This window comes from Bradyrhizobium sp. USDA 3262 (assembly GCF_054060035.1).
On record NZ_JBSSCT010000001.1, the window covers coordinates 7,648,622 to 7,668,076 of the forward strand.

Here is a 19,455-nt window from a genome sequence, read left to right on the forward strand (position 1 = left end):
AGAGGCCGAACGGGGCGTCAATCCCCCAAACGTGCTGCAGCGCAACCAACGTCGTCGCGCGCACCAGAGAGCGATGAGGTCGCATGGGAGGTTTGTATCTCGGCATCGATGTCGGAACCGGAGGCGTGCGAGCCTGCGCAATTGATCCGCAGGGCGGCATCCTCGGCTTCGCTGCCGTCGCGCTGCCCGCACCGCGCGTCGACGGCAACGCCATCGACCAGACACCGGAGCTGTGGTGGCAGGCTACGGTGGCGGCCATCCGCAAGCTCGGCGGGAGCGTCGGTCTCGGCGACGTCACGCGCATCGTCGTGGACGGTACGTCGGGCACGCTGCTGCTGGTCGACGCCGCCGGCCGCCCCTGCTCGCCGGGGCTGATGTACAATGATGCACGCGCCACGCGCGAGGCGACGCGCGTGGCGGCGGCCGCTCCGCGCGAGAGCGGCGCGCATGGCGCGAGCAGCGCGCTCGCCAAGCTGCTCTATCTGCTGAGCCATGACTATATCGGCGATGCGCGCCATGCCGTTCACCAGGCGGACTGGATCGCCGGCCGGCTCGCGAACCATCACGGCATCAGCGACGAGAACAACGCGCTGAAGCTCGGCTACGACCCGGTCGCGCGCGTCTGGCCGCCCTGGCTTGACCAGCTCGGCGTGCGCGACGATCTGCTGCCCGACGTGCTGGTGCCGGGCACGCCATTCGCCGAGATCGATCCGCAGGTCGCGCGGTCGCTGGGACTGCCGCCAACAGCGCAGGTCGCCGCCGGCACCACCGATGGCGTTGCGGCCTTCGTCGCGACGCGTGCCGACCAGCCGGGCGATGCCGTCACCTCGCTCGGCACCACGCTCGTGGTGAAGCAACTTGCAACCCAGCCGATCTTCGCGGCCGACCAAGGCGTCTATTCGCACCGGCTCGGTGAGCGCTGGCTCGCCGGCGGCGCCTCGAACTCCGGCGGCGCCGCGCTGCTGGTGCATTTCACCGCCGCCGAGATGGAACGGCTGACACCGCAGATGACGCCGGACCAGCCGACCGGGCTCGACTACTATCCGCTGCCAAAGCCCGGCGAACGCTTTCCGATCGCCGATCCGGCGCTGGCCGCGCGGGTCACGCCACGTCCGGCTGAGGACTGCCGATTCTTCCAGGGGCTGCTCGAGGGTATCGCCTCGGTCGAAGCCCTGGCCTACCGCCAGTTGGCGCGGCTCGGTGCGCCGCGCCTGCGCCGCGTCATCGGCATCGGCGGCGGCGCGAAGAACGACGCATGGACCCGGATCAGGCATCGCGTCCTCGGCGTTCCCGTCTCGGTCGCCGAGCAGACCGAAGCAAGCTACGGCGCCGCACTGCTCGCGCTGAACGGAGGCCCGCCATGAAGGCCGACGCGACCGCGATCGCCGGCCTTCACGCCATCGCCGACCGCTTCGATCATGTGCTGCTCGACCAGTGGGGCACGCTGCACGAGGGACTGGCGGTGTTCCCCGCAGCGCTGGATTGCGTGGCGCGGCTGCGCGAAGCCGGCAAGCGCATCCTGATCCTGTCCAATTCCGGCAAGCGCGCCGGCAGCAACCAGCGGCGGCTCGCGACGCTCGGCCTGCCGCCCGACGCCTATGACGGCGTGTTGTCTTCGGGCGAGGTCACCTGGCGCGGCCTGCATGCGCGCGAGCAGGCTCCCTTTGCCGAGCTCGGACGCGCCTGCTTCCTGATCTCGCGCGATGGTGACCACTCGATCGTCGACGGCACCGACCTCGTGGTGGTCTCGAACATGCGCGACGCCGACTTCATCTTGCTCGGCGGTCTCGACGATGACGCGGCCGAGCCCGAGCGCTGGCGTGAGCCGCTGGCAACCGCTGCCGCGCGCCAACTGCCAATGCTGTGCGCCAATCCCGATCTCGTGATGTTCGGAGTCGCGGGGCTGATCCCTGCGCCGGGCGCACTCGCCGCATTCTACCATTCGCTCGGCGGCACCGTGCTGTTCGTCGGCAAGCCGTATCCACCGATGTTTGCCGCCGCGCGCGATCAATTGGGACGGCCGCCGCCGAACCGGATCCTCGTCATCGGCGACTCCCTCGATCACGATATCGCCGGTGGACAGACCGCCGGCATGCTGACCCTGCTGATCGGCTCCGGCGCCCACCGCGCGACGCTTGCGCAGGCGAGCGATCTGCCGCGGGCGATCAAGACCGTAGCCGGCACAGCGGCGCGGATGCCGCACTGGACGATGGACCATCTGACCTGGTGAGAACAGCCCGATGCGACCGCCTCAAATGCTGGATGAACTGCGCCGCATGTCGGCACGCGTCGGCAGGAATATCCTTCTGGTGCAAGGCGCCGGCGGCAATTCGTCGGTCAAGGATGGCGACGTGCTGTGGGTGAAGGCGTCAGGTACCTGGCTCGCCGATGCCGAGGACAAGGAGATTTTCGTCCCGGTCGCCCTGTCGGCCGCGCGCGCGGCGCTGATGCATGGCGACGAACGCGTGCCGCTGGCGCCGAACGCCGCCACGACGCTGCGCGCCTCGATCGAGACCTCGCTGCATGCGCTGATGCCGCAGCGGATCGTGCTGCACGTCCATTCCGTCAACACCATCGCATGGGCGGTGCGCACCGACGCCCGCGACGAATTTGCCCGGCGCCTGGACGGACTGGCGTGGCGTTACCTCGACTATCACCACCCGGGGCTGCCGCTCGCACGCGCGGTCAGCGCGGCAATCGCGCAGGATACGGTCGACGTCCTGATCCTCGGCAATCATGGCCTGGTGGTCGGTGCAGCCACCTGCGACGCGGCGGAGGCCCTGGTCGCCGACGTCGAGAAGCGCCTAGCACTGGAGCAGCGTCGCGCGCCGGCTGCGGATCATGACACGCTTCGAAATATCTGCGACGGCACCAATTACCGCCTGCCGCGAGATCCTCGCGGCCACGACATTGCCACCGACCGCTACAGCCGCGCGATCGCGACCAGCGGCTCGCTGTATCCCGATCACGTCGTCTTCCTTGGCCCGGGCCTGCCGGTCCTAGAGCATCGCGAGAAGCTGAGCGTCATGATCGCGCAGACCACCGCGAACGGACTGCCGCCACCGGTTGCCCTGCTCGTCCCCGACCTCGGCAGCCTCATCCGCGAGGATGCGAGCGACGGCGCGGAAGCCATGCTGAGCTGTCTCGCATTGGTCACCTGCCGCTTGCCCCTGACCGCACGGGTCAATTATCTGACGGCAGAGAACGAGCATGCGCTGCTGAATTGGGACGCCGAGCGCTACCGCCAGCAATTGACGGCCGATCGCTGACCGTTGGTCGACGGAAGCGGTGCTTCATCCCTTCTCGGCGGAGAGAAACAGCCGGTAGGCCGGATTTTCGCTCTCGTTCCAGTAGGGATAGCCGAGCGCATCCAGCGCCTGAACGAACCGGGCGCGCTCGTGAGGCTTGACCTCGATTCCCGCCAGGATGCGTCCGTAGTCAGCGCCGTGATTGCGGTAGTGGAACAGCGAAATATTCCAGTCGGGCGCCAGGCTCTCGAGGAATTTCAGCAACGCGCCGGGACGCTCCGGAAACTCGAAGCGGTAGATGACCTCGTCCTTGAGCAACGGAGCACGACCGCCCACCATGTAGCGCACATGGTCCTTGGCCATCTCGTTCTCGCTGAGATCGAGGATCGGATAGCCTTCGCGCCGAAGCAGCTCCATGACCTCCCGCTTCTCGACCTCGCCGCGGCTCAGCGCGATGCCGACGAACAGTTGCGCCGGCGCGGTGGTCTCGGCAAAGCGGTAGTTGAATTCCGTGATCGCGCGCGAGCCGAGGATGCGGATGAAGTGCCGATAGCTGCCCGGCTTCTCCGGCACGGTCACGGCAAGCAGCGCCTCGCGGTGTTCGCCGACCTCGGCGCGATCGGCAATGGTGCGCAGCCGGTCGAAATTCAGATTGGCCCCGCTGTTGACGGCAATCAGGCTGCCGTCACTGAGCGCGCCGCGCTCGGCGTAGGCCTTGAGGCCGGCGAGCGCCAATGCCCCGGAGGGCTCGGCGACCGATCGCACGTCGTCGAAGATGTCCTTGATGGCGGCGCACATGGCGTCGGTGTCCACCGTCACGACCTCGTCGAGCAGGTCGCGGCAGAGCCGGAAGGTCTCGGTTCCCACCTTGCGGACGGCGACGCCGTCGGCGAACAGTCCGACCTGATCCAGCGCGACGACGTTGCCCTTGGCGAGCGCGGCCGCCATCGACGCGGCGTCCGCCGGCTCGACGCCGACGACCTTGATCGACGGGTTGAGGAATTTCACGAAGGCGGCCACGCCGGCCGCCAGTCCGCCTCCGCCGATCGGCACGAAGATCGCCTCGATCGGATCGGGATGCTGGCGCAGGATCTCCATCCCGACCGTTCCCTGGCCGGCGATCACATCGGGATCGTCGAACGGATGCACAAAGGTCAAACCACGTGCAGCCTCGATCTCCCTGGCCTTGGTTTGCGCGTCGTCGAACGTATCGCCATGCAGGACAACATCACCGCCCAAACGCCGGACGGCCTCGACCTTGATGGCGGGCGTCGTCCTCGGCATGACGATCGTCGCCGGAATGCCGAGCTTGCGCGCCGACAACGCGACCCCCTGCGCATGATTGCCCGCCGAGGCGCAGACGACGCCCAACCTGCGCTGTGCGTCCGGCAGCCTGACGATCTTGTTGTAGGCGCCGCGAAGCTTGAACGAGAAGATCGGCTGGAAGTCTTCCCGCTTCAGCAACACCGTGCGCGACAATCGTTCGGAGAGCCGCGGCATGGGATCGAGCGGCGTCTCGACCGCCACGTCGTAGACCCGTGCGGTCAGGATGCTTTGGGCGTAGTCGCGGAGCGCGTTAGCGGTCATCGGGTCGCTTCTGTCGATGGGAGGCAATCCTTATCGGTTGCACCTGCCCATCGTCGGCGCCGACCTGACGAGCAGACGGCACGGAGCCGCCGCTACATCCAGCTCGAAGCATCGCATGACCGGAGGCCGGAGTGAAGCAAAGACAGCCGCTGCCAAAATATCGAAAACAACCCCATGCAAAGTAGCCGGCGGCGGCCGGCGTCGACCGGGCAACTTGACACGTCGGGCAACTCAGGGATATATTTCTAGTATTCCGAACTTTGGCGAGCGCCTCCAGCACCGCAGCTGCATCGGTGACCCAGCCAAAAATGCCGCCCTGGCGTTGACCGCTTCACGCCATGAGACGCGATGAATTCCACCCCCTGCCATGGTCACCGGGCGCCTCCCAGCCCACCTCGGAGACGATCAGCGTGTCCTCGAGCTTGACGTAACCGCGCGCTGGATGCAGCAGCGCGGTTTCGATCGAGATCACCATCCCGCATTCGAGCGGCCGGTCGGCGTCATACGGCGCGTAAGGGACCGGGCCGGTCGCGGTGAGGCGCGGCGCTTCGTGACTGACCAGCCCAATGCCGTGCGCGGTGAAGTCGAGCACCGCGCGTTGCGGAGAGGATTTGACGGCAGCCTCGCCCGCCGCGATGATGTCGCCACCCATGGCGCCCGGCCGGATCGCGCGGCGGGCCACCTGCTGGATGTCCTCGATCTCTTGCAGCAACTCGCTAAGCTCGCTGTCGGGCTCACCCAGGATACCCATGCGGCTGAGGTCGCCGATATAGCCCTGGTAGTTTCCTCCGGAATCGATCGAGATCACGTCGCCTTCCGCAAGACGCTGGTTCGACGGCGCGCGGTTATGGCTCTTGCCTGCGGCAATCAGGCAATATTCGAAGACGAGATCACGTTCCTGCTCCTCGCGGCGCAGACGAGCGACGACGTCATTCTTGGTCATGCCTGGCGCGCAGACCTTGAACGCGGCCATCATCGCATCGACGACCCGTTCGGAAGCCTCCCTGATGAGGTCCAGCTCGGCGGCAGATTTGACGGCACGAAGGCGCTCGAGTGTGAAATGGGCCTCACGGAATTCGGCGTTGTTCAAGCCCGAGAGCAGATGATCCCTGGCGTCGGCCGGCAGGAAACCTGTCTCGATGCCAATACGCAGGGCCGCGCCCCCGCGCTTTCTCACATGCTCGATCGCGAGGTCGACCGCATCGATCGTTCCCCACGCCTCTGCTCTGACAGTCGGCGCCCATATCCGTCCGAGCTCATGCTCGAACTTTTCCATCCGGTTGCCGATGTAGGCGGAATTCTCCGGGTGTCGCTTTTGATAGACGAACACCGGCAGATAGCGGCTGGTGCCAATCGCCTCCATGACGTCGAAGAAGAAGAAACGATATCCACCGAGCAAATACTGCACGTTGTGACGCGAGGTGACGATCAGGATGTCGAGCCCCGCCTCATCCATCAGCCGATCGAGCTTTGCGGTATCGAACGGCGCTGCCGTTGCGATCGTGTCGAGCGCATGGTCCATCGTATGCCCTTTCGTCTTTTCACTGTCCCGCTGCCGCTTTTGCGGCCAGCGACTTCGGTGCAGCGCCCGTGCCCCCGTTTTCGCCGAACAGGGTCACCGGACGCCCGTGCGGCTCGACGCCGAGGAACGTAAAGGCGAGCCCGATCAAGAGGCCTGCGCCGGCAAGAAAGCAGAACGCCGGCATCACTGCCGAGGCGGTCGCACCTGGATGCACGAGATTGTCCGCACCGCCGATCAATGCGAGACACAGGGGACCTACGATCTTGCCTATCCCGTTCGAGAGCTGGGCAAGGCCGACCGCGCGCCCCGAAAGCTGGACCGGGAAGATTTCCGCCGGATAGGGCCCGATGTTCGAAAATCCACCGTCGAAGAACACGGCGCCGACGACCAGGAAGACCAGAAACAACGGTACCGAGCCGGCAAAGTCGTTGTGAAAATAGGCGGCGAGCGCCAGCGACACCGCGGTGCCGTAGCCCATCAACTGGCCGCAGGGCTTGCGGCCGATCCGATGGGCGAGGAAAGCGAAGCCGGTCCGGCCGAGCACGCCGGCGAGGCTGACATAGATGAACATCTTCGCCGCATCCTGGGGCGCGACGCCAAGCAGCAGCGCCACGATCGTCGGTCCCCACAAGAACACGCCGTAATTCGCCGTGCTGGCGCCGAACCAGATCAGGACGGTCAGCCAGAAGCGCCGTTGCTCGGCAAACAGATCGGCAAATGTCGCGGAGCTCGCCGGCGGCAGCGCGGGCAGGACGAACGCGTCGCCGCCGACCCGGTAGAGTTTCCGGATGCTCGCCTGCGCCTCGCGGACGCGGCCCTTGCTGATGAGCCAGCGCGGCGATTCCGGCATGATGATCATGGTCAGAATCCCGAGGATGATCGGCAAGAATCCGACCGCCGCCAATCCACGCCAGCCAACCAGCGGCAGCAGGAAGCTCGCCGTCACCGATGCCGAAAGCACGCCAAGGGCGACCGGAACGACCACGAGGCTCGTGACCAGCGTGCGATGACGGGTCGGCGCAAATTCGACGATGGCAGGAACCGCCGCCGCCGCGCCCGCGGCAAGGCCGAAGCCGACGAAGAAGCGCAGGATCGCAAACGCAACCCAGCCGTCTTCCGGAATGAACGCGATCGCGCCCGAGGTCAGGCCGCAGAGCAGAACGCCTGATATCGCCAGCGGCTTGCGCCCGAAACGATCCGCGAGGACGCCCGCGACGAACGCCCCCAGCATCGCCCCGATGCCGGCGCTCATCAGCATGATCGAGGTCTGCCCAAACGTCAGGTGCCACTTCGGCGCCAGCACCGACACCAGAAATCCGACCACAAAGAAGTCGAAAAAATCGACGACGCCGGTTACGGCGAAGATGATGATCGATAGCCAATAGCGCGCCGTCACCGGCGCTTCATCGAACGGCACTGCGTTCGCTTGCTCAGCCATGGTCTCCCCCTGTTGTTGTCAAGCCGCCTTCTTTTTTGAATTCAGGAATGCCGTCACCGCCTCCGCAACCCGCTCGGGAGCCTGGATCGACGCGACGTGACCTGCGTCCGCGATGATCCTGGTCTCGACGCAGGCAAGGTCGCGGGCGAGCGCAAATGTCTCTGGATTCGGGATCAGCCGGTCGTCGCCGCCCGCCAGCAGCAGCGTCGGGCGATCAAAGCCTGTCAAATCGGCGTCGACGGGCTGCGCGAGCAAGGCGCCGCGTCGCGCCTTCTGGCCGTCGTCGCGGCTGGAGCCACGGAAGATGTCGATGAGTTCTGGCCGCGCGCGCAGATAATCCGGCGGGAAGAAGAACTCCGCAATCTTCGGTGCGTTGGCGATGGTGTCCGCGCGGTAGGAAGCGAGCTTGCGAAAGACATCCGCATTGACGTCCAGCGGGCTTCTGTTGACCTTCCAGGTGCTGCTCAGGATGAGGCGGTCGATCCTGCCGGGATGGCGGGCCGCCAGCACTTGCGCGACCTGCCCGCCCAGCGAGGTTCCGAAGACATGGGCACGATCGTAGCCGAGCCCCATGATCAAGGCCGCGGCATCATCAGCCAGGTCGGCCAGCGAATAGGCCGACGCAGGATTCCTGGTGGCGCCGGAGTCGCGCTGGTCGTAAGCGATCACCGTGAAGTTTGCCGCCAGGACAGGCGCGAGGCCGTCAAACATCGAATGATCGGCCTCGCCGCCATGCAGCAGCACGATCGGTTCGCCATGTCCGGTTCTCTCAAACGCCGTGACGACGCCGTTGGATTCGAACGATTGCATCGGAGCCCCCGTCAATGCAGCAGCGTGGAAAGCGCGCCGGCCAGTTCCTTCGCCGGATCCGACGGAAGCCACGGCATCCGCCACGCCACATGCCCATCGGGGCGCACCAGCACGGCGCCGCGCATGCCCAGCTGGAATCCGTCCGCCGGATCGGCTGAGGGCAACTGCTTCAGCGACAGCGGCAAGGCGGTCTTCTCGGATACCTGTTTTCCCGCTTCCAGCCACTCGCCGCCGAGTGGGCCCGCGACGACGGTGAACTCTTTGTCGAACCAGTCGAGCGTCGATTTCTTGCGCGAAGGCTCGAGCCACATATGCGGAAAGCGCGCGCCAGGACGGTCGGTCGGCGTGTAGTAGCGGGAGTTCAACGCCTTCGCGACGGTGCCATCGGGGATCACCGCGCCCCCCTCGTAGTTGTGGCCGAGGTTCTGGCCGATGCTGTGCAAATGATTGTCCATGTCGTTGATCCAGAACCTGATCCGGTCCGGATTGCGCGACCGCACGGCGTCGTCGGTCAGCCCGAAACGCAGCCTGTTGCCGTAGCTGAAATTGGCATTGGATTGCGCGATCGGGCGGCGTTCGCTGGAATAGCTGTCGAGCAGCTTTTCATCCGCGAGGCCCTTCAGCACGAAGGCGAGCTTCCAGGCGAGGTTGTGCGCGTCCTGAACGCCGGAGTTCAGGCCGAAGCCGCCGGTCGGCGGAAAGCGATGTGCGCAGTCGCCGACGAGAAACACCCTTCCCTTTCGAAAGGTCTCGGCCACCTGCATGCTGACGCGCCAGATCGAGCGGTTCAAAAGCGTGACGTCGAGGTCCGGAATGCCGACATGCCCGCGCGCGATCTCGATGAACTCCTGGTCGGTCCACGGTCGCTCGCGATCGTCCTTGGTCAGGCCGATCTGCGTCACCGTCAGCCAGCGATCCCGGCCATTGGTGTTCAGGATGCCGGCGCGCGGCAGATCGGACTTGTCAGGGACGATGATGAAGCCGGCGGCCTCGCGCGCGATCGGCAGCCGCGACAGATCGGAACGCCAATACTCGTTCGACATCACCGCCAGCGTCGAGGGCCCGACCATCTCGATCCCGGCGCTGCGCCGCGTCTGGCTGCCTGCACCATCGGCGGCGATCAGGTAAGTCGCCGTCCACTGCGTCACCTCGCCGGTCTTTTCGCAACGTGTCGTGACGTTGACGCCGCTGTTGGTCTCCTCGAACGATTCACAGGCCGTGTTGAACAGAACCGTGGCGTGCTTGGACTTTTCGACCACCCGCAGGATTTCCTCCTCAACGGCGTCCTGAGCGACCAGGCTCTTCCAGGCGGGGGTATGCCCGACATTCGGCTCGGGACGGGTGCGGCCGAACTCGTGACCTGCGATGCTGTCGAGGAACACGAACATGTCCGAGTTGTCCTGCAGGCCGCGGTCGCGGATCGCCTGCTCGATCCCCCACTGCCGGAAGATCTCCATGGTGCGAACCCAGCAGCCGCGCGACTTGGGATGATCGGTCGTGGTCGGGCTTTTCTCGACCACCACGCAGTCGATGCCGAAGCGATCGAGCAGCAATGACATCGCAAGGCCGACCGGCCCGCCGCCGGCGATGAATACGGACGTCCGGCGTGCCTCATCGGTGGCGATGCCCATCCTCGTCTCTCCTCCGTTTGATCGTTGCGAGGAGACTGCTCCTTTTTTTGTATCTCACAAGAATATGTTTGATATGGTATCCATCTCGATTTGAGATGGAGTGCCCGTCATGGACCTGCGGCAGATCCGCTATTTCGTCGCCGTCGCCGAGCGTGGCGGCTTTGCCGCCGCAGCGAGCACGCTGAACATCGCCCAGTCGGCGCTGAGCCGCCACGTCAAGGAACTCGAAGACGAACTCGGCGGCGCCCTGCTCGAACGCGGCGCGCGCGGGGTCTCGGTCACGGAATCCGGCAAGGTGCTGCTCGCGCGCGGACGCTGGCTGCTTGGGACGATCGACGACATCAAGGCCGAAGTGCGCACGGAAAATCGGGAGCCGAGCGGTACGGTGCGGATCGGCGCGCCACCGAGCCTCGGCGATATCCTCTACCCGCCGCTGGCCCAGACCTTCGTCAAGCAATTTCCACGCGTGCGACTCGAACTGAGCGAGGGCCCGACGGAAAGCGCATCCGAGCGCCTGCTGCGCGGTGAGCTCGATCTGGCGATCGTGACGACGCCGTCGCCCAACGATCATCTCGACTATGAAACGCTGGTCGTCGAGCAGGTATTCCTGATCGGACCGTCGCGCGATCCGCTGCTGAAGCGCGGCCGACTGACCCGCAAGGAGTTCGACGCCTTGCCATCCGCGGTGGCCCCGCTCAGTCGCAACCCGTTCCCGTCGACCATGCTCTGCGCGGTGCGGGTCGACAACAGCACACCGATGAAGCGCATGGTGGCATCGGGACTCGGCTACGCGCTGCTGCCCTTCTCGGGCATTCACCAGGAGGTGGCCGCCGGCGTGCTGTCGGCGGCGCTGTTGCCGTGGATGCGCGCCGAGCGCGTGCTGGCGCTGCCGCGCGGGCGGCCGGTGAGCCGGGCAACGCGCGAAGCAATTGCCGTTCTGAAGAAAATCTGCCGCGCCCTGATCGATGAGGGAATTATCCTAACGGTGGCGACGCGCAAGAGCTGAACCCGCCGCTCCACGCCAAGCGGTCTGCTCATTCCTCGCTGTAGCCCGACGCGCTGGCCGTATCCGTTGCGTCCGGCTCCAGCTCTGATCGACCAATCGGCTTGACCATAGTTGTCATGACAACTATAGAGTCATTCCAAGATTGGCGATCAAGCCGGCTGTTCCCGCCGTGAGAAGACGCGAGCCGTGACGCGGCTCTGCGGGCGACTTTTCGCGGCCGGCGGTTAGTCGAAGGGAGGACGTTATGAACGCTGCTTCGCAGACCCACGCGGCAAGGCTGAGCGAGATTTCCCGGCTCATCGACGACCGCCCCGGCGAACGCATCTTCGAAGTCGATCGTCGGATCTTCACCGATCCGGACGTGTTCGACGCCGAGCTGCGATATATCTTCGAGGCCACGTGGAATTTCATCGGCCTGGAATCCCAGATCGCCCGGCCCAACGACTTCGTCACCACCCATATCGGCCGGCATCCCATTCTGGTGATGCGGAGCGCTGAGGGCAAAGTCGGCGCCTTCCTCAACACCTGCCGGCATCGCGGAACGATCGTCTGTCCGTTCAAGCAGGGCCGGCAGAAGTTTCACGTCTGCCGCTATCACGGCTGGGCTTACGATTCGGGCGGGCGCAACATCTCCGTGACGGAGGAAGCGAGCGGGCAGTATCCGCCGTCGTTCTCGAACAGCAATCACGACCTGCTTCCGGTCGCGCGGCTGGGTTCGTATCGCGGATTCCTGTTCGCGAGCCTCTCAGTCGACGTTCCGCCGCTGGAGGAATTTCTCGGCGACACCCGCGCGTTCCTCGACCTCATCATCGATCAGAGCGACAGCGGCGAGGTCGAGTTCGTGCCGGGCGCCAGCACCTACACGTTCGACGCAAACTGGAAGCTGCAGTTCGAGAACGGGCTCGACTACTATCACTTCGCGACCACGCACAGCTCCTACGTCGATATCCTGAAGAAGCGCAATGCCAGCGCCGGACCGGATGCCGGATTCACTGCGGAGCCGGAAGGCGAGCAGGAAGGGCAAGGCAGCTTCAGCTTCGATTACGGCCACGCCGTCAACTGGTCGATCAAGCGCACGCAGCTCTATGGCCGGCCGCTCGGCATGGATGCGGCGCGTCTCGACGCCGTGCGGCAGCGCGTCGGCAGCACCCGCGCCAAGTGGATGCTGCGCCAGCGCAACCTCACGATCTTTCCGAACCTGCAGGTCATCGACATCCTGTCGGCGCAGGTGCGAACCTGGCGGCCGCTGGCGCCCGACAAGACCGAGATGGTGTCGCATTGCCTTGCTCCGGTCGGCGAAAGTGCCGCCGCGCGCACGCTTCGCATTCGCAACTACGAAGACTTCTTCAATGCCTCCGGGTTGGCCAGCTCGGACGACAACGTCATGTATGAGTTCTGCCAGACCGGCTACGACGCGACGACCGCCGCGCCCACGCAGGGTTATCTGCGCGGCGTCGCGGAGGTCGGCCACGGCGAGAGCGCGCACACGCGCGAGCTCGGCATAACCCCGTCCGAATGGTCGTTCGGTCCCACCAGCTTCGGCGGCGAGACGAACTTCCATCCCGGGTATCGCGAGTGGCGCAGGCTGTTGCAGCACGCCGCCGGGGAGACGGCATGATGGCTGCCAGCGCAATCAGACAAACCGATGCCCCCGCGGTCGCAGCCGCGACCATCTTCCGCGAGGCGCGCCTGCTCGATACCGGCGAATGGGCCGATTGGGTCGCGATGTACAGCGAGAATGCCGTCTATTGGGTGCCGGCCTGGCTCGACGAGTACACCACCACCAACGATCCCGACACGCAGGTCTCGTTGCTCTACCACGACGCCCGCCGCGGGCTGGAAGAGCGGATCGCGCGAATCGAGTCGCGCAAATCGATCACCGCGCTGCCGCTGCCGCGCACCGTGCACCAGATCTCGAACCTGGAAGCGTCCGAAACCGGGCCTGAACAGATCACCTGCCACTCGGTGTTCTCGGTCCACGTCTACGACCCTCGCGTCGCCAAGGAGCATCTGCGGCACGGGCGCTATGAGCACACGCTGCGGCGTGACGGCGTGACCTGGAAGATCGCGCGCAAGGTCATCACGCTGGTCAACGACCGCGTCCCGACCGTGCTCGATTTCTACAGCATTTGAGAGGGTATATGGCAGACGAAGGCACTTGGCACGACGGTGTCCCACTCAGCGCGCTGAACGAAGGCGAGCCATACGGCATCGAAATCGGCCGACATCACATCGCGCTCTATCGCGTCGGCAACGAGTATTACGCCACAAGCAACATCTGTACCCATGCAGAGGCGCTGCTGTCCGACGGCATTCTGGACGGTTGCGAGATCGAATGCCCGCTGCACATGGGCCGCTTCGACATCAGGACCGGCGAGGCGCTGACCAGTCCGGTCGAGATCGACATCCAGACCTATCCGGTACGCCTGGCGGGCGACCGGCTGGAAGTCTGCCTGCCGGCATAAAGCAACCGCTCAAAACTCAAAAAAAATCGGGGGAAACAGGGATGACCGAAATCGTGATGGACAAGGCGGCAACAACGACCGCCGATCCGCAGATCGAACGCACCACGATCCGCAAGGTCGCGCTGCGCCTGATGTGGTTCGTGATGGCGATGTACTTCCTCGCCATTCTCGACCGCGGCAACATCTCCTTTGCCGCGCTGCAGATGAACAAGGAGCTCGGGCTCAATGCCGAGATGTTCGGCATCGCCGTCGGCATCATGTACTTCACCTATTCGATCTTCGAGATCCCGAGCAATCTCATCCTCAGCAAATACGGCGCGCGCGTCACGCTGACGCGGATCGCGATCCTGTGGGGCATCGCCACCATGCTGATGGCGTTCACGCAGGGCCCGCTCAGCCTCTATGCATTCCGCGGCTTCCTCGGATTTGCCGAGTCCGGCCTGTTTCCCGGAGTGATGCTGCTGCTGAGCCTCTGGTTCCCGTTCAGCTACCGCGCCCGCTACAACGCGATGTTCAACTATGCGGTGCCGATCTCCTATATCTTCGCCTCGCTGATCTCCGGCGCGATCCTCGAGCTGAACGGAACGTTCGGCATTTCGGGCTGGAAATGGCTGTTCATCCTGGAAGGCCTGCCGCCCGTCATTCTCGGGATCGTCGGCATCTTCTATCTGACCGACCGTCCGCAGCAGGCGAGCTGGCTGTCGACGGCGCAGCGCAACTGGCTGATCGGCGCGCTGGAGCGCGACGCCAAGGCAACCGGGGTGGTGCATGCCGAAGGCGTGCTCAGGACTATCACCAAGCCGATGGTGCTGCTGTTCGGCCTGTGCAATTTCGGCCTGTTCTGCGGCTTGGCTTCGCTGTTTCCCTGGCTGCCGCAAATTATCAAGTCGTTCGGGCTGCCGAATTCACAGGTCGGTTTCGTGACCGCGATCCCGCCCGTCGCCGGCCTGATCGGCATGATCGCATTGTCGCGGCACTCCGACCATGTCGGTGAGCGCTTCTATTATGCAGCGATGACCTTCGTGATCGCAGCGGCCGGCTTCGCCATCGCGGCGTTCTCGACATCGCCGCTCTGGATCATCATCGGCTTCATGGTTGCCAATGTCGGCGTCTATGGCACCCAGGCCGTGTTCTGGACCATCCCGCAGTCCTACATGTCGCGGCAGAGCGCGCCGGGCGCGATCGGCCTGGTCAGCACCATCGGCAGCATCGGGGGCGCCACGATCCCGATCGTGATCGGACGCGCCAAGGACGCCTCGGGCAGTTTCACCACCGGGTTCCTCGTGGTAACAGGCGTTCTCCTCGTCGCGGCGGCCCTGGTCCTGATCGCGCGCACTCAACTCGTGAAAGAATGAAAAGCCGGACTGCAACAAACCGCACCAGAGCCCCTGCCCCGCGCCGCGCCCCGCAAGGGGACGCGAGCTCGGAGCTGGTGATCGATTTCGAACGTTACGTGCCGACCGTGCTCTCGAGCCTGGTGGCGAAGTTGCGCGCCAATGCCAACGCCTTCTTCCCGCAGGCCTACGGCGTCTCGCTCGCGGAATGGCGGGTGCTGTCCTTTCTCAGGGAGCATGAGCCGGCAAGCGCCTACGACATCTGGACCAATGCGCAACTGGACAAGGCCGTCGTCAGCCGCGAGACGACCTCGCTGAAGAAAAAGGGGCTGATCGAGCTGACCCCGGTGCGAGGCAGCGCCCGGAACCGCACCGAGATCCGGCTGACATCGCAAGGCGTCGCGCTGCTCGACCGCAGTCTGGATGAAATCCTGCGCCGGCACAGCAACCTCACGGCCGGCCTCGACGCCAAGGCGCTGGACGGCTTCTTCCGCGTCGTGGCGCATATCGAGCACCGCATTCCCCACATGGCCGACCCGACCTCGAATGCCGTGCCGGCCCATGCGCCGGTCAAACGCATTGCGAAACGGAGACTGCCGACCGGCGGCTAGAGCTTTTCCCGTTCCGATGGAATCGGAACGGGGCTCTAGATTCTTGTTTTGACGCGTTTTCTTCACGCGAACCGGCATCCACTTCGCTCGAAAACGCTCTAGCGATACTTGTCCGGTGAGGAACCCGCGTAATTTATGTTTCAGTAAGCAAGTTGTAGCTAGGATCGATCAGTGAGTTGCGTATGGGAGACTTCCAGTGATCGACTTTGACGAACTTCGTAGTATCGCCGCGGATGTTCGTATCTTTATCGACGCGTCGGAAGACAAGGGTGGCGCCTTGAAGGCCATCGTCGAGGCCTACGACGTCGTTCTGGGGATTTTCCCGGCCGGCCCGGGAATGGAACTTCACGTGGTCAAGGGCACTGAGGTCCTCAATCACATCGCGCAGACCCAGGCCTCGTCGGGCTTTACCCACACCGCCATCGCATTCCAGACCCGTGAGCAGGCTGTTGCGCTTCAGCAACTGATGGCCGCCTAGCCACCGGCGTTGCGCGCCCGTACTTGCCGGGCGGCTGAAGCGATCGCATCGGCGATCGCGCGATCCCGATCGATCACCGAAGCGGCCCTTGGCCGTCGAGAGCTCGAGGGTCGGATCAAAATATGCCTCGGCCCGCTTGTCAGTGTACCGACAGATCAAGTAGCGGCTGCTGAACGGCATTGCGCAGCCGTTCGGCATGGTATTGCGCGACACAATCCCAGGGGTACTCGACCAGGAAATCGGCGATGCGCAGCGCCGCCGCTGCGGGCTCCGCGTACCGGATCGAACTGTAGACGGCTTCCCAGCGCGCGCAGAACGTCAGCTCGGAATCGCCGCGTTCGCCGCACAGCTCGTAGACCGTGATGGCGTCGGCAAAGCCCTTCGGCCGGATCTGGTCGACGCTGCGGAACGCAAATCTGTGTTCGGCACGCGCCCTGACGGCTGCGCTCACCAGGACCTGCGTGCCGTAGTTCTTGTTGAGGCCTTCGAGACGCGAGGCCAGATTGATGGTGGCGCCGAGCGCGGTGTAGCTCATGCGGGCGGCGGAGCCGACATTGCCGACCACGGCATCGCCGAGATGCAGGCCGAACCGCGTGGCATAGGCCGGCCAGCCTTCGCTGCGGAACGCGCGGTTGAGCTCGGCGTTGCGGTGAATGCAGTCCAATACGGCCTCGCAGGCATGAACGACGTGATCGGGATCCTCGTCCGGCGCGTTCCACAGCGCCATCACGGCATCGCCGATGAACTTGTCGATGGTGCCATGGTGTTTCATGATCGCCTCCGACATCGCGGCGAAATAACGCGAGGTGAAGATCATGACCTGCGACGGGTCCGCTTTCTCGGTCTTCGCGGTGAAGTCGGCGACGTCGGTGAAGAGAACCGTGACCTCGCGCCTGATACCGCCGAGCTGCAGCGAGGCTCCGGACTGCATCAGCTGACGGACGATCGGCTGCGGAATGAAGCTGGAGAAGTTGCGCACGACGGTCCGCATCGTAAACACCGAGCGGCCCAGCTCGTCGATCTCGTCGATGGCCGATTGCATGCGCGGCCGGTCGGCGAGCTGGAAGTGCTGGATCTCGTCGGTCTGCCGCGCCAGCTCGCGCAGCGATCGGGCGAGCAGCGAGCCGAGCCAGAACGCGAACGGCAGCATCGCGATCACAAAGCCGAGCGCGATGGCGAACAGCGCGCGCCGCTCCGAGATGATCTTGGCAAAAAACTCGTCGAGCGGGGCGACCACCGCGAGGTGGATGTTGGCCGCACCGGCCGTCTCGATGCGGTGGAAGGCCGCCACAAGGGTCCGTCCGTCGGCGTCGGTGAAGAATTGCTGGGCGAGTCCGTCGCTGCGCCAGGACTGGATCGCCGCGGACAGGCCGGGAAGCTTGATGGCATCGATCCGGGGCAACGCGTCGCTGCGTTCCGTCATCAGCTCGCGCATCTCGGGATGGCCGACGATACGGTCGGCGTCGTTGAACAGGAAGGCCAGTCCGGATTTTCCGAGCTTTTGCCGGCTCAGCATCTCCTCGAGGCGATTGAGCAGCAGGTCGGCGGCCACCACCCCGCGGCGGCCTTCCCTAAGCGGCGTGCGCAGCGTGTAGCCGGGCTCCCCGGTCGCGTAGAACACATAGGGCCCGGTGAGCAGCGTCTTGCGATCCTTGAGGGCGTCGACATACCAGGGACGCTGCCGCGGGTCGTAGCTGTGCGGCCCCGCCACCTTCGCGACCTGGGTCAGGTTTTCCGACAGGAACAGCGTCGCCGGCGCCGCGGCGGCCGCCCCCGAGCGGGCAATGACGACGACGCGGTAGACGGCGTCGGGGGCAGCATTCAGCACGGTGCGGAATTGCGGCTTGGCGCGATCGATGACGTCCATCTCCAGGAAGGAGCCGTCTTCATAGCCGACATAGAGATTAAAGATCTGCGGATTGTTGCGCAGCATCGAGGCCAGCAGGGCGTAGAGCCTGACATTATCGGCGACGTCGGCCTCCTGGATGGCCGGCAGGCCTGCCAGGATCTCGAGGCTGTCGCGCACATTCTTGAACTGCGCGTCGATGCGATCGGCGCCGATCTGCCCCACCTTGTCGATGAAGGTGCTCGCCGCCATCTGCGTAATCGACGAGACCCGCCTAAAGCTGAGATAGACCAGCGTCAGTCCGACCACCAGCACCGCGGCGATGACCACCGTGATGATCGAGGTGCGGAAGCCGATACGAACCGGCCCCCGGCTGGTCTCGCGCGCATCACTCATCGAACTCGTCGTTCGCCTCCGCTAATATTTGCGCACGATCGGCTTCGTCGGTGTCGCAGCCGGCGCGGCCGGCGAGAGCTGGAACGTCACCCACGCCGTCCATCCCTCCGGCCGGTTCTCGGCGGCGAAATCCTTGTAGCCTCGGACGTTCAGATAGCCCTGATAGCCGTCGGCCACCGGAAAGATGAATCCGACCTGCGGGCCGATGCCGGCAACGCGTCCCTTGAAATCGCCGAGCTTGGCGCCGGCACCGCTGTCTCCGGTGAGCTGCTGGAAATAGTAGCCGGCGACACCGACATGCACATTCTTGGCGACGAACTTCGAGAGTCCCCAGTCGACGTGGAAGTCGATGCCGTTCTGGTACTGCAGATCCTTGTTCATTCCATTGTAGGTGACGCCCGCCAGCACCGAGAACTCCTGGCCGGATTCAGGATTGAGATAGGTATAGGCACCGCCGACGTCGATCGCGGTGAATCCGAAGCTGAGATTGGCGAGGCGACTGCTGTCATAGGTCCCGCTCGGGATGTTGCCGAAGATGTAGAACATCTCGTTGTTGACACCCTGATTCCATTTCAGGGTACCCTGGTAGAAGACATCGGAGACCGTGTTGCGGTTGTCGGTTGCGACGCCCGAGACCGTATTGCCCCGCGGCCCCGTCAGCGTGGCGTCTACGCCGACGCCGATATTTCCCGGCGCGGTAAGGAAGGTTACGGCCGCCTGGCCCCCGAGGACCGACTGAGCCCAGGTATAGGTGAACCCTTCGATGAGAACGTCCGCATGCGCGTTGAGACCGGCGACGACGGACCCCGGCACGCGGTTGCCGATGACAAAATTCTTTCCCGCGTTGGCGCTTGTGTCGAGATGAATGTAGATCGTCTCATACGCCCAGCCGGGCACCGCCGGTGCTGCGGTCAGGCTGGCGAACGCGCCGGGCAGCCAGAAGCTCAATCCACCGGCGTCGGCCAATGCTGTGCGCGGCATCGTCGACAGCGCGATTGCGCCAACGATGCCGAGAACGGCGCGCTTGTGATTCTTGACTGTCTTCATCCGAGCTCCCCACTTCGTTCAAGACATCATAGCGGA

Annotated in this window: 17 protein-coding genes; 10 read left to right on the top strand and 7 right to left on the bottom strand. The window is 64.8% G+C overall.

All coding sequences use genetic code 11. The features are described from left to right. Positions 1–83: 83 nt before the first annotated feature. From ACVWYP_RS36140 to ACVWYP_RS36150, 3 genes are read left to right on the top strand one after another with little or no spacing between them, the layout of a single operon-like run. Positions 84–1,364 carry an FGGY-family carbohydrate kinase gene (locus ACVWYP_RS36140; protein WP_304496660.1) on the top strand — a complete coding sequence of 427 codons (1,281 nt, stop codon included), beginning with the start codon at positions 84–86 and terminating at the stop codon, positions 1,362–1,364. Continuing rightward, complete coding sequence (locus ACVWYP_RS36145) at positions 1,361–2,230, top strand: TIGR01459 family HAD-type hydrolase (protein ID WP_304496661.1); 870 nt, start codon at positions 1,361–1,363, stop codon at positions 2,228–2,230. The genes ACVWYP_RS36140 and ACVWYP_RS36145 overlap by 4 nt, the downstream gene beginning before the upstream one ends. Before the next feature lie 10 nt (positions 2,231–2,240). Then, positions 2,241–3,269, top strand: a complete 1,029-nt coding sequence (locus ACVWYP_RS36150) for a class II aldolase/adducin family protein (protein ID WP_304496662.1) — start codon at positions 2,241–2,243, stop codon at positions 3,267–3,269. A gap of 24 nt (positions 3,270–3,293) precedes the next feature. On the opposite strand, the gene ilvA is transcribed toward ACVWYP_RS36150, so the two are convergent. From ilvA to ACVWYP_RS36175, 5 genes are all read right to left on the bottom strand, one after another. Then, a complete protein-coding gene (gene ilvA, locus ACVWYP_RS36155) occupies positions 3,294–4,835 on the bottom strand; it encodes a threonine ammonia-lyase, biosynthetic (protein ID WP_304496663.1) in 1,542 nt (513 codons plus the stop codon). Positions 4,836–5,166: 331 nt separating this feature from the next. Continuing rightward, positions 5,167–6,357, bottom strand: a complete 1,191-nt coding sequence (locus ACVWYP_RS36160) for a M24 family metallopeptidase (protein WP_304496664.1) — start codon at positions 6,355–6,357, stop codon at positions 5,167–5,169. A 19-nt stretch (positions 6,358–6,376) separates the two neighbouring features. Continuing rightward, complete coding sequence (locus ACVWYP_RS36165) at positions 6,377–7,795, bottom strand: MFS transporter (protein WP_304496665.1); 1,419 nt, start codon at positions 7,793–7,795, stop codon at positions 6,377–6,379. Between the two features lie 18 nt (positions 7,796–7,813). Continuing rightward, positions 7,814–8,605 carry an alpha/beta fold hydrolase gene (locus ACVWYP_RS36170; RefSeq protein WP_304496666.1) on the bottom strand — a complete coding sequence of 264 codons (792 nt, stop codon included), beginning with the start codon at positions 8,603–8,605 and terminating at the stop codon, positions 7,814–7,816. 11 nt (positions 8,606–8,616) lie between these two features. Beyond that, positions 8,617–10,236: an FAD-dependent monooxygenase gene (locus tag ACVWYP_RS36175; RefSeq protein ID WP_304496667.1), complete on the bottom strand. Its 1,620-nt coding sequence runs from the start codon at positions 10,234–10,236 to the stop codon at positions 8,617–8,619. A gap of 109 nt (positions 10,237–10,345) precedes the next feature. Here ACVWYP_RS36175 and ACVWYP_RS36180 point away from each other — a divergent pair, with 109 nt between their 5' ends. The 7 genes from ACVWYP_RS36180 to ACVWYP_RS36210 all read left to right on the top strand — a co-directional run bounded on the left by ACVWYP_RS36180 (position 10,346) and on the right by ACVWYP_RS36210 (position 16,130). Beyond that, a complete protein-coding gene (locus ACVWYP_RS36180; protein WP_304496668.1) occupies positions 10,346–11,242 on the top strand; it encodes a LysR family transcriptional regulator in 897 nt (298 codons plus the stop codon). Between the two features lie 244 nt (positions 11,243–11,486). Beyond that, entirely contained in the window at positions 11,487–12,860 is a 1,374-nt protein-coding gene (locus ACVWYP_RS36185) for an aromatic ring-hydroxylating oxygenase subunit alpha (protein ID WP_304496669.1), read from the top strand. Then, the gene (locus ACVWYP_RS36190) at positions 12,857–13,375 is read left to right on the top strand and encodes an aromatic-ring-hydroxylating dioxygenase subunit beta (RefSeq protein ID WP_304496670.1); all 519 of its coding nucleotides are present in this window, start codon (positions 12,857–12,859) and stop codon (positions 13,373–13,375) included. Before ACVWYP_RS36185 ends, ACVWYP_RS36190 begins: the two co-directional genes overlap by 4 nt. An 8-nt stretch (positions 13,376–13,383) precedes the next feature. After that, positions 13,384–13,707, top strand: a complete 324-nt coding sequence (locus ACVWYP_RS36195) for a non-heme iron oxygenase ferredoxin subunit (protein ID WP_304496671.1) — start codon at positions 13,384–13,386, stop codon at positions 13,705–13,707. A 41-nt stretch (positions 13,708–13,748) separates the two neighbouring features. Continuing rightward, positions 13,749–15,062 (top strand): MFS transporter, encoded by a 1,314-nt coding sequence (locus ACVWYP_RS36200; RefSeq protein WP_304496672.1) that lies wholly within the window; start codon positions 13,749–13,751, stop codon positions 15,060–15,062. Between the two features lie 77 nt (positions 15,063–15,139). Then, complete coding sequence (locus tag ACVWYP_RS36205; RefSeq protein ID WP_304496673.1) at positions 15,140–15,652, top strand: MarR family winged helix-turn-helix transcriptional regulator; 513 nt, start codon at positions 15,140–15,142, stop codon at positions 15,650–15,652. Between the two features lie 196 nt (positions 15,653–15,848). Beyond that, positions 15,849–16,130, top strand: a complete 282-nt coding sequence (locus ACVWYP_RS36210) for a hypothetical protein (RefSeq protein WP_028341211.1) — start codon at positions 15,849–15,851, stop codon at positions 16,128–16,130. A 139-nt stretch (positions 16,131–16,269) separates the two neighbouring features. On the opposite strand, the gene ACVWYP_RS36215 is transcribed toward ACVWYP_RS36210, so the two are convergent. Continuing rightward, positions 16,270–18,372, bottom strand: coding sequence for an adenylate/guanylate cyclase domain-containing protein (locus ACVWYP_RS36215; protein WP_304496674.1), 2,103 nt, complete (start codon positions 18,370–18,372; stop codon positions 16,270–16,272). A 21-nt stretch (positions 18,373–18,393) separates the two neighbouring features. Beyond that, the gene (locus tag ACVWYP_RS36220; protein ID WP_304496675.1) at positions 18,394–19,419 is read right to left on the bottom strand and encodes a SphA family protein; all 1,026 of its coding nucleotides are present in this window, start codon (positions 19,417–19,419) and stop codon (positions 18,394–18,396) included. Positions 19,420–19,455: the final 36 nt, after the last annotated feature.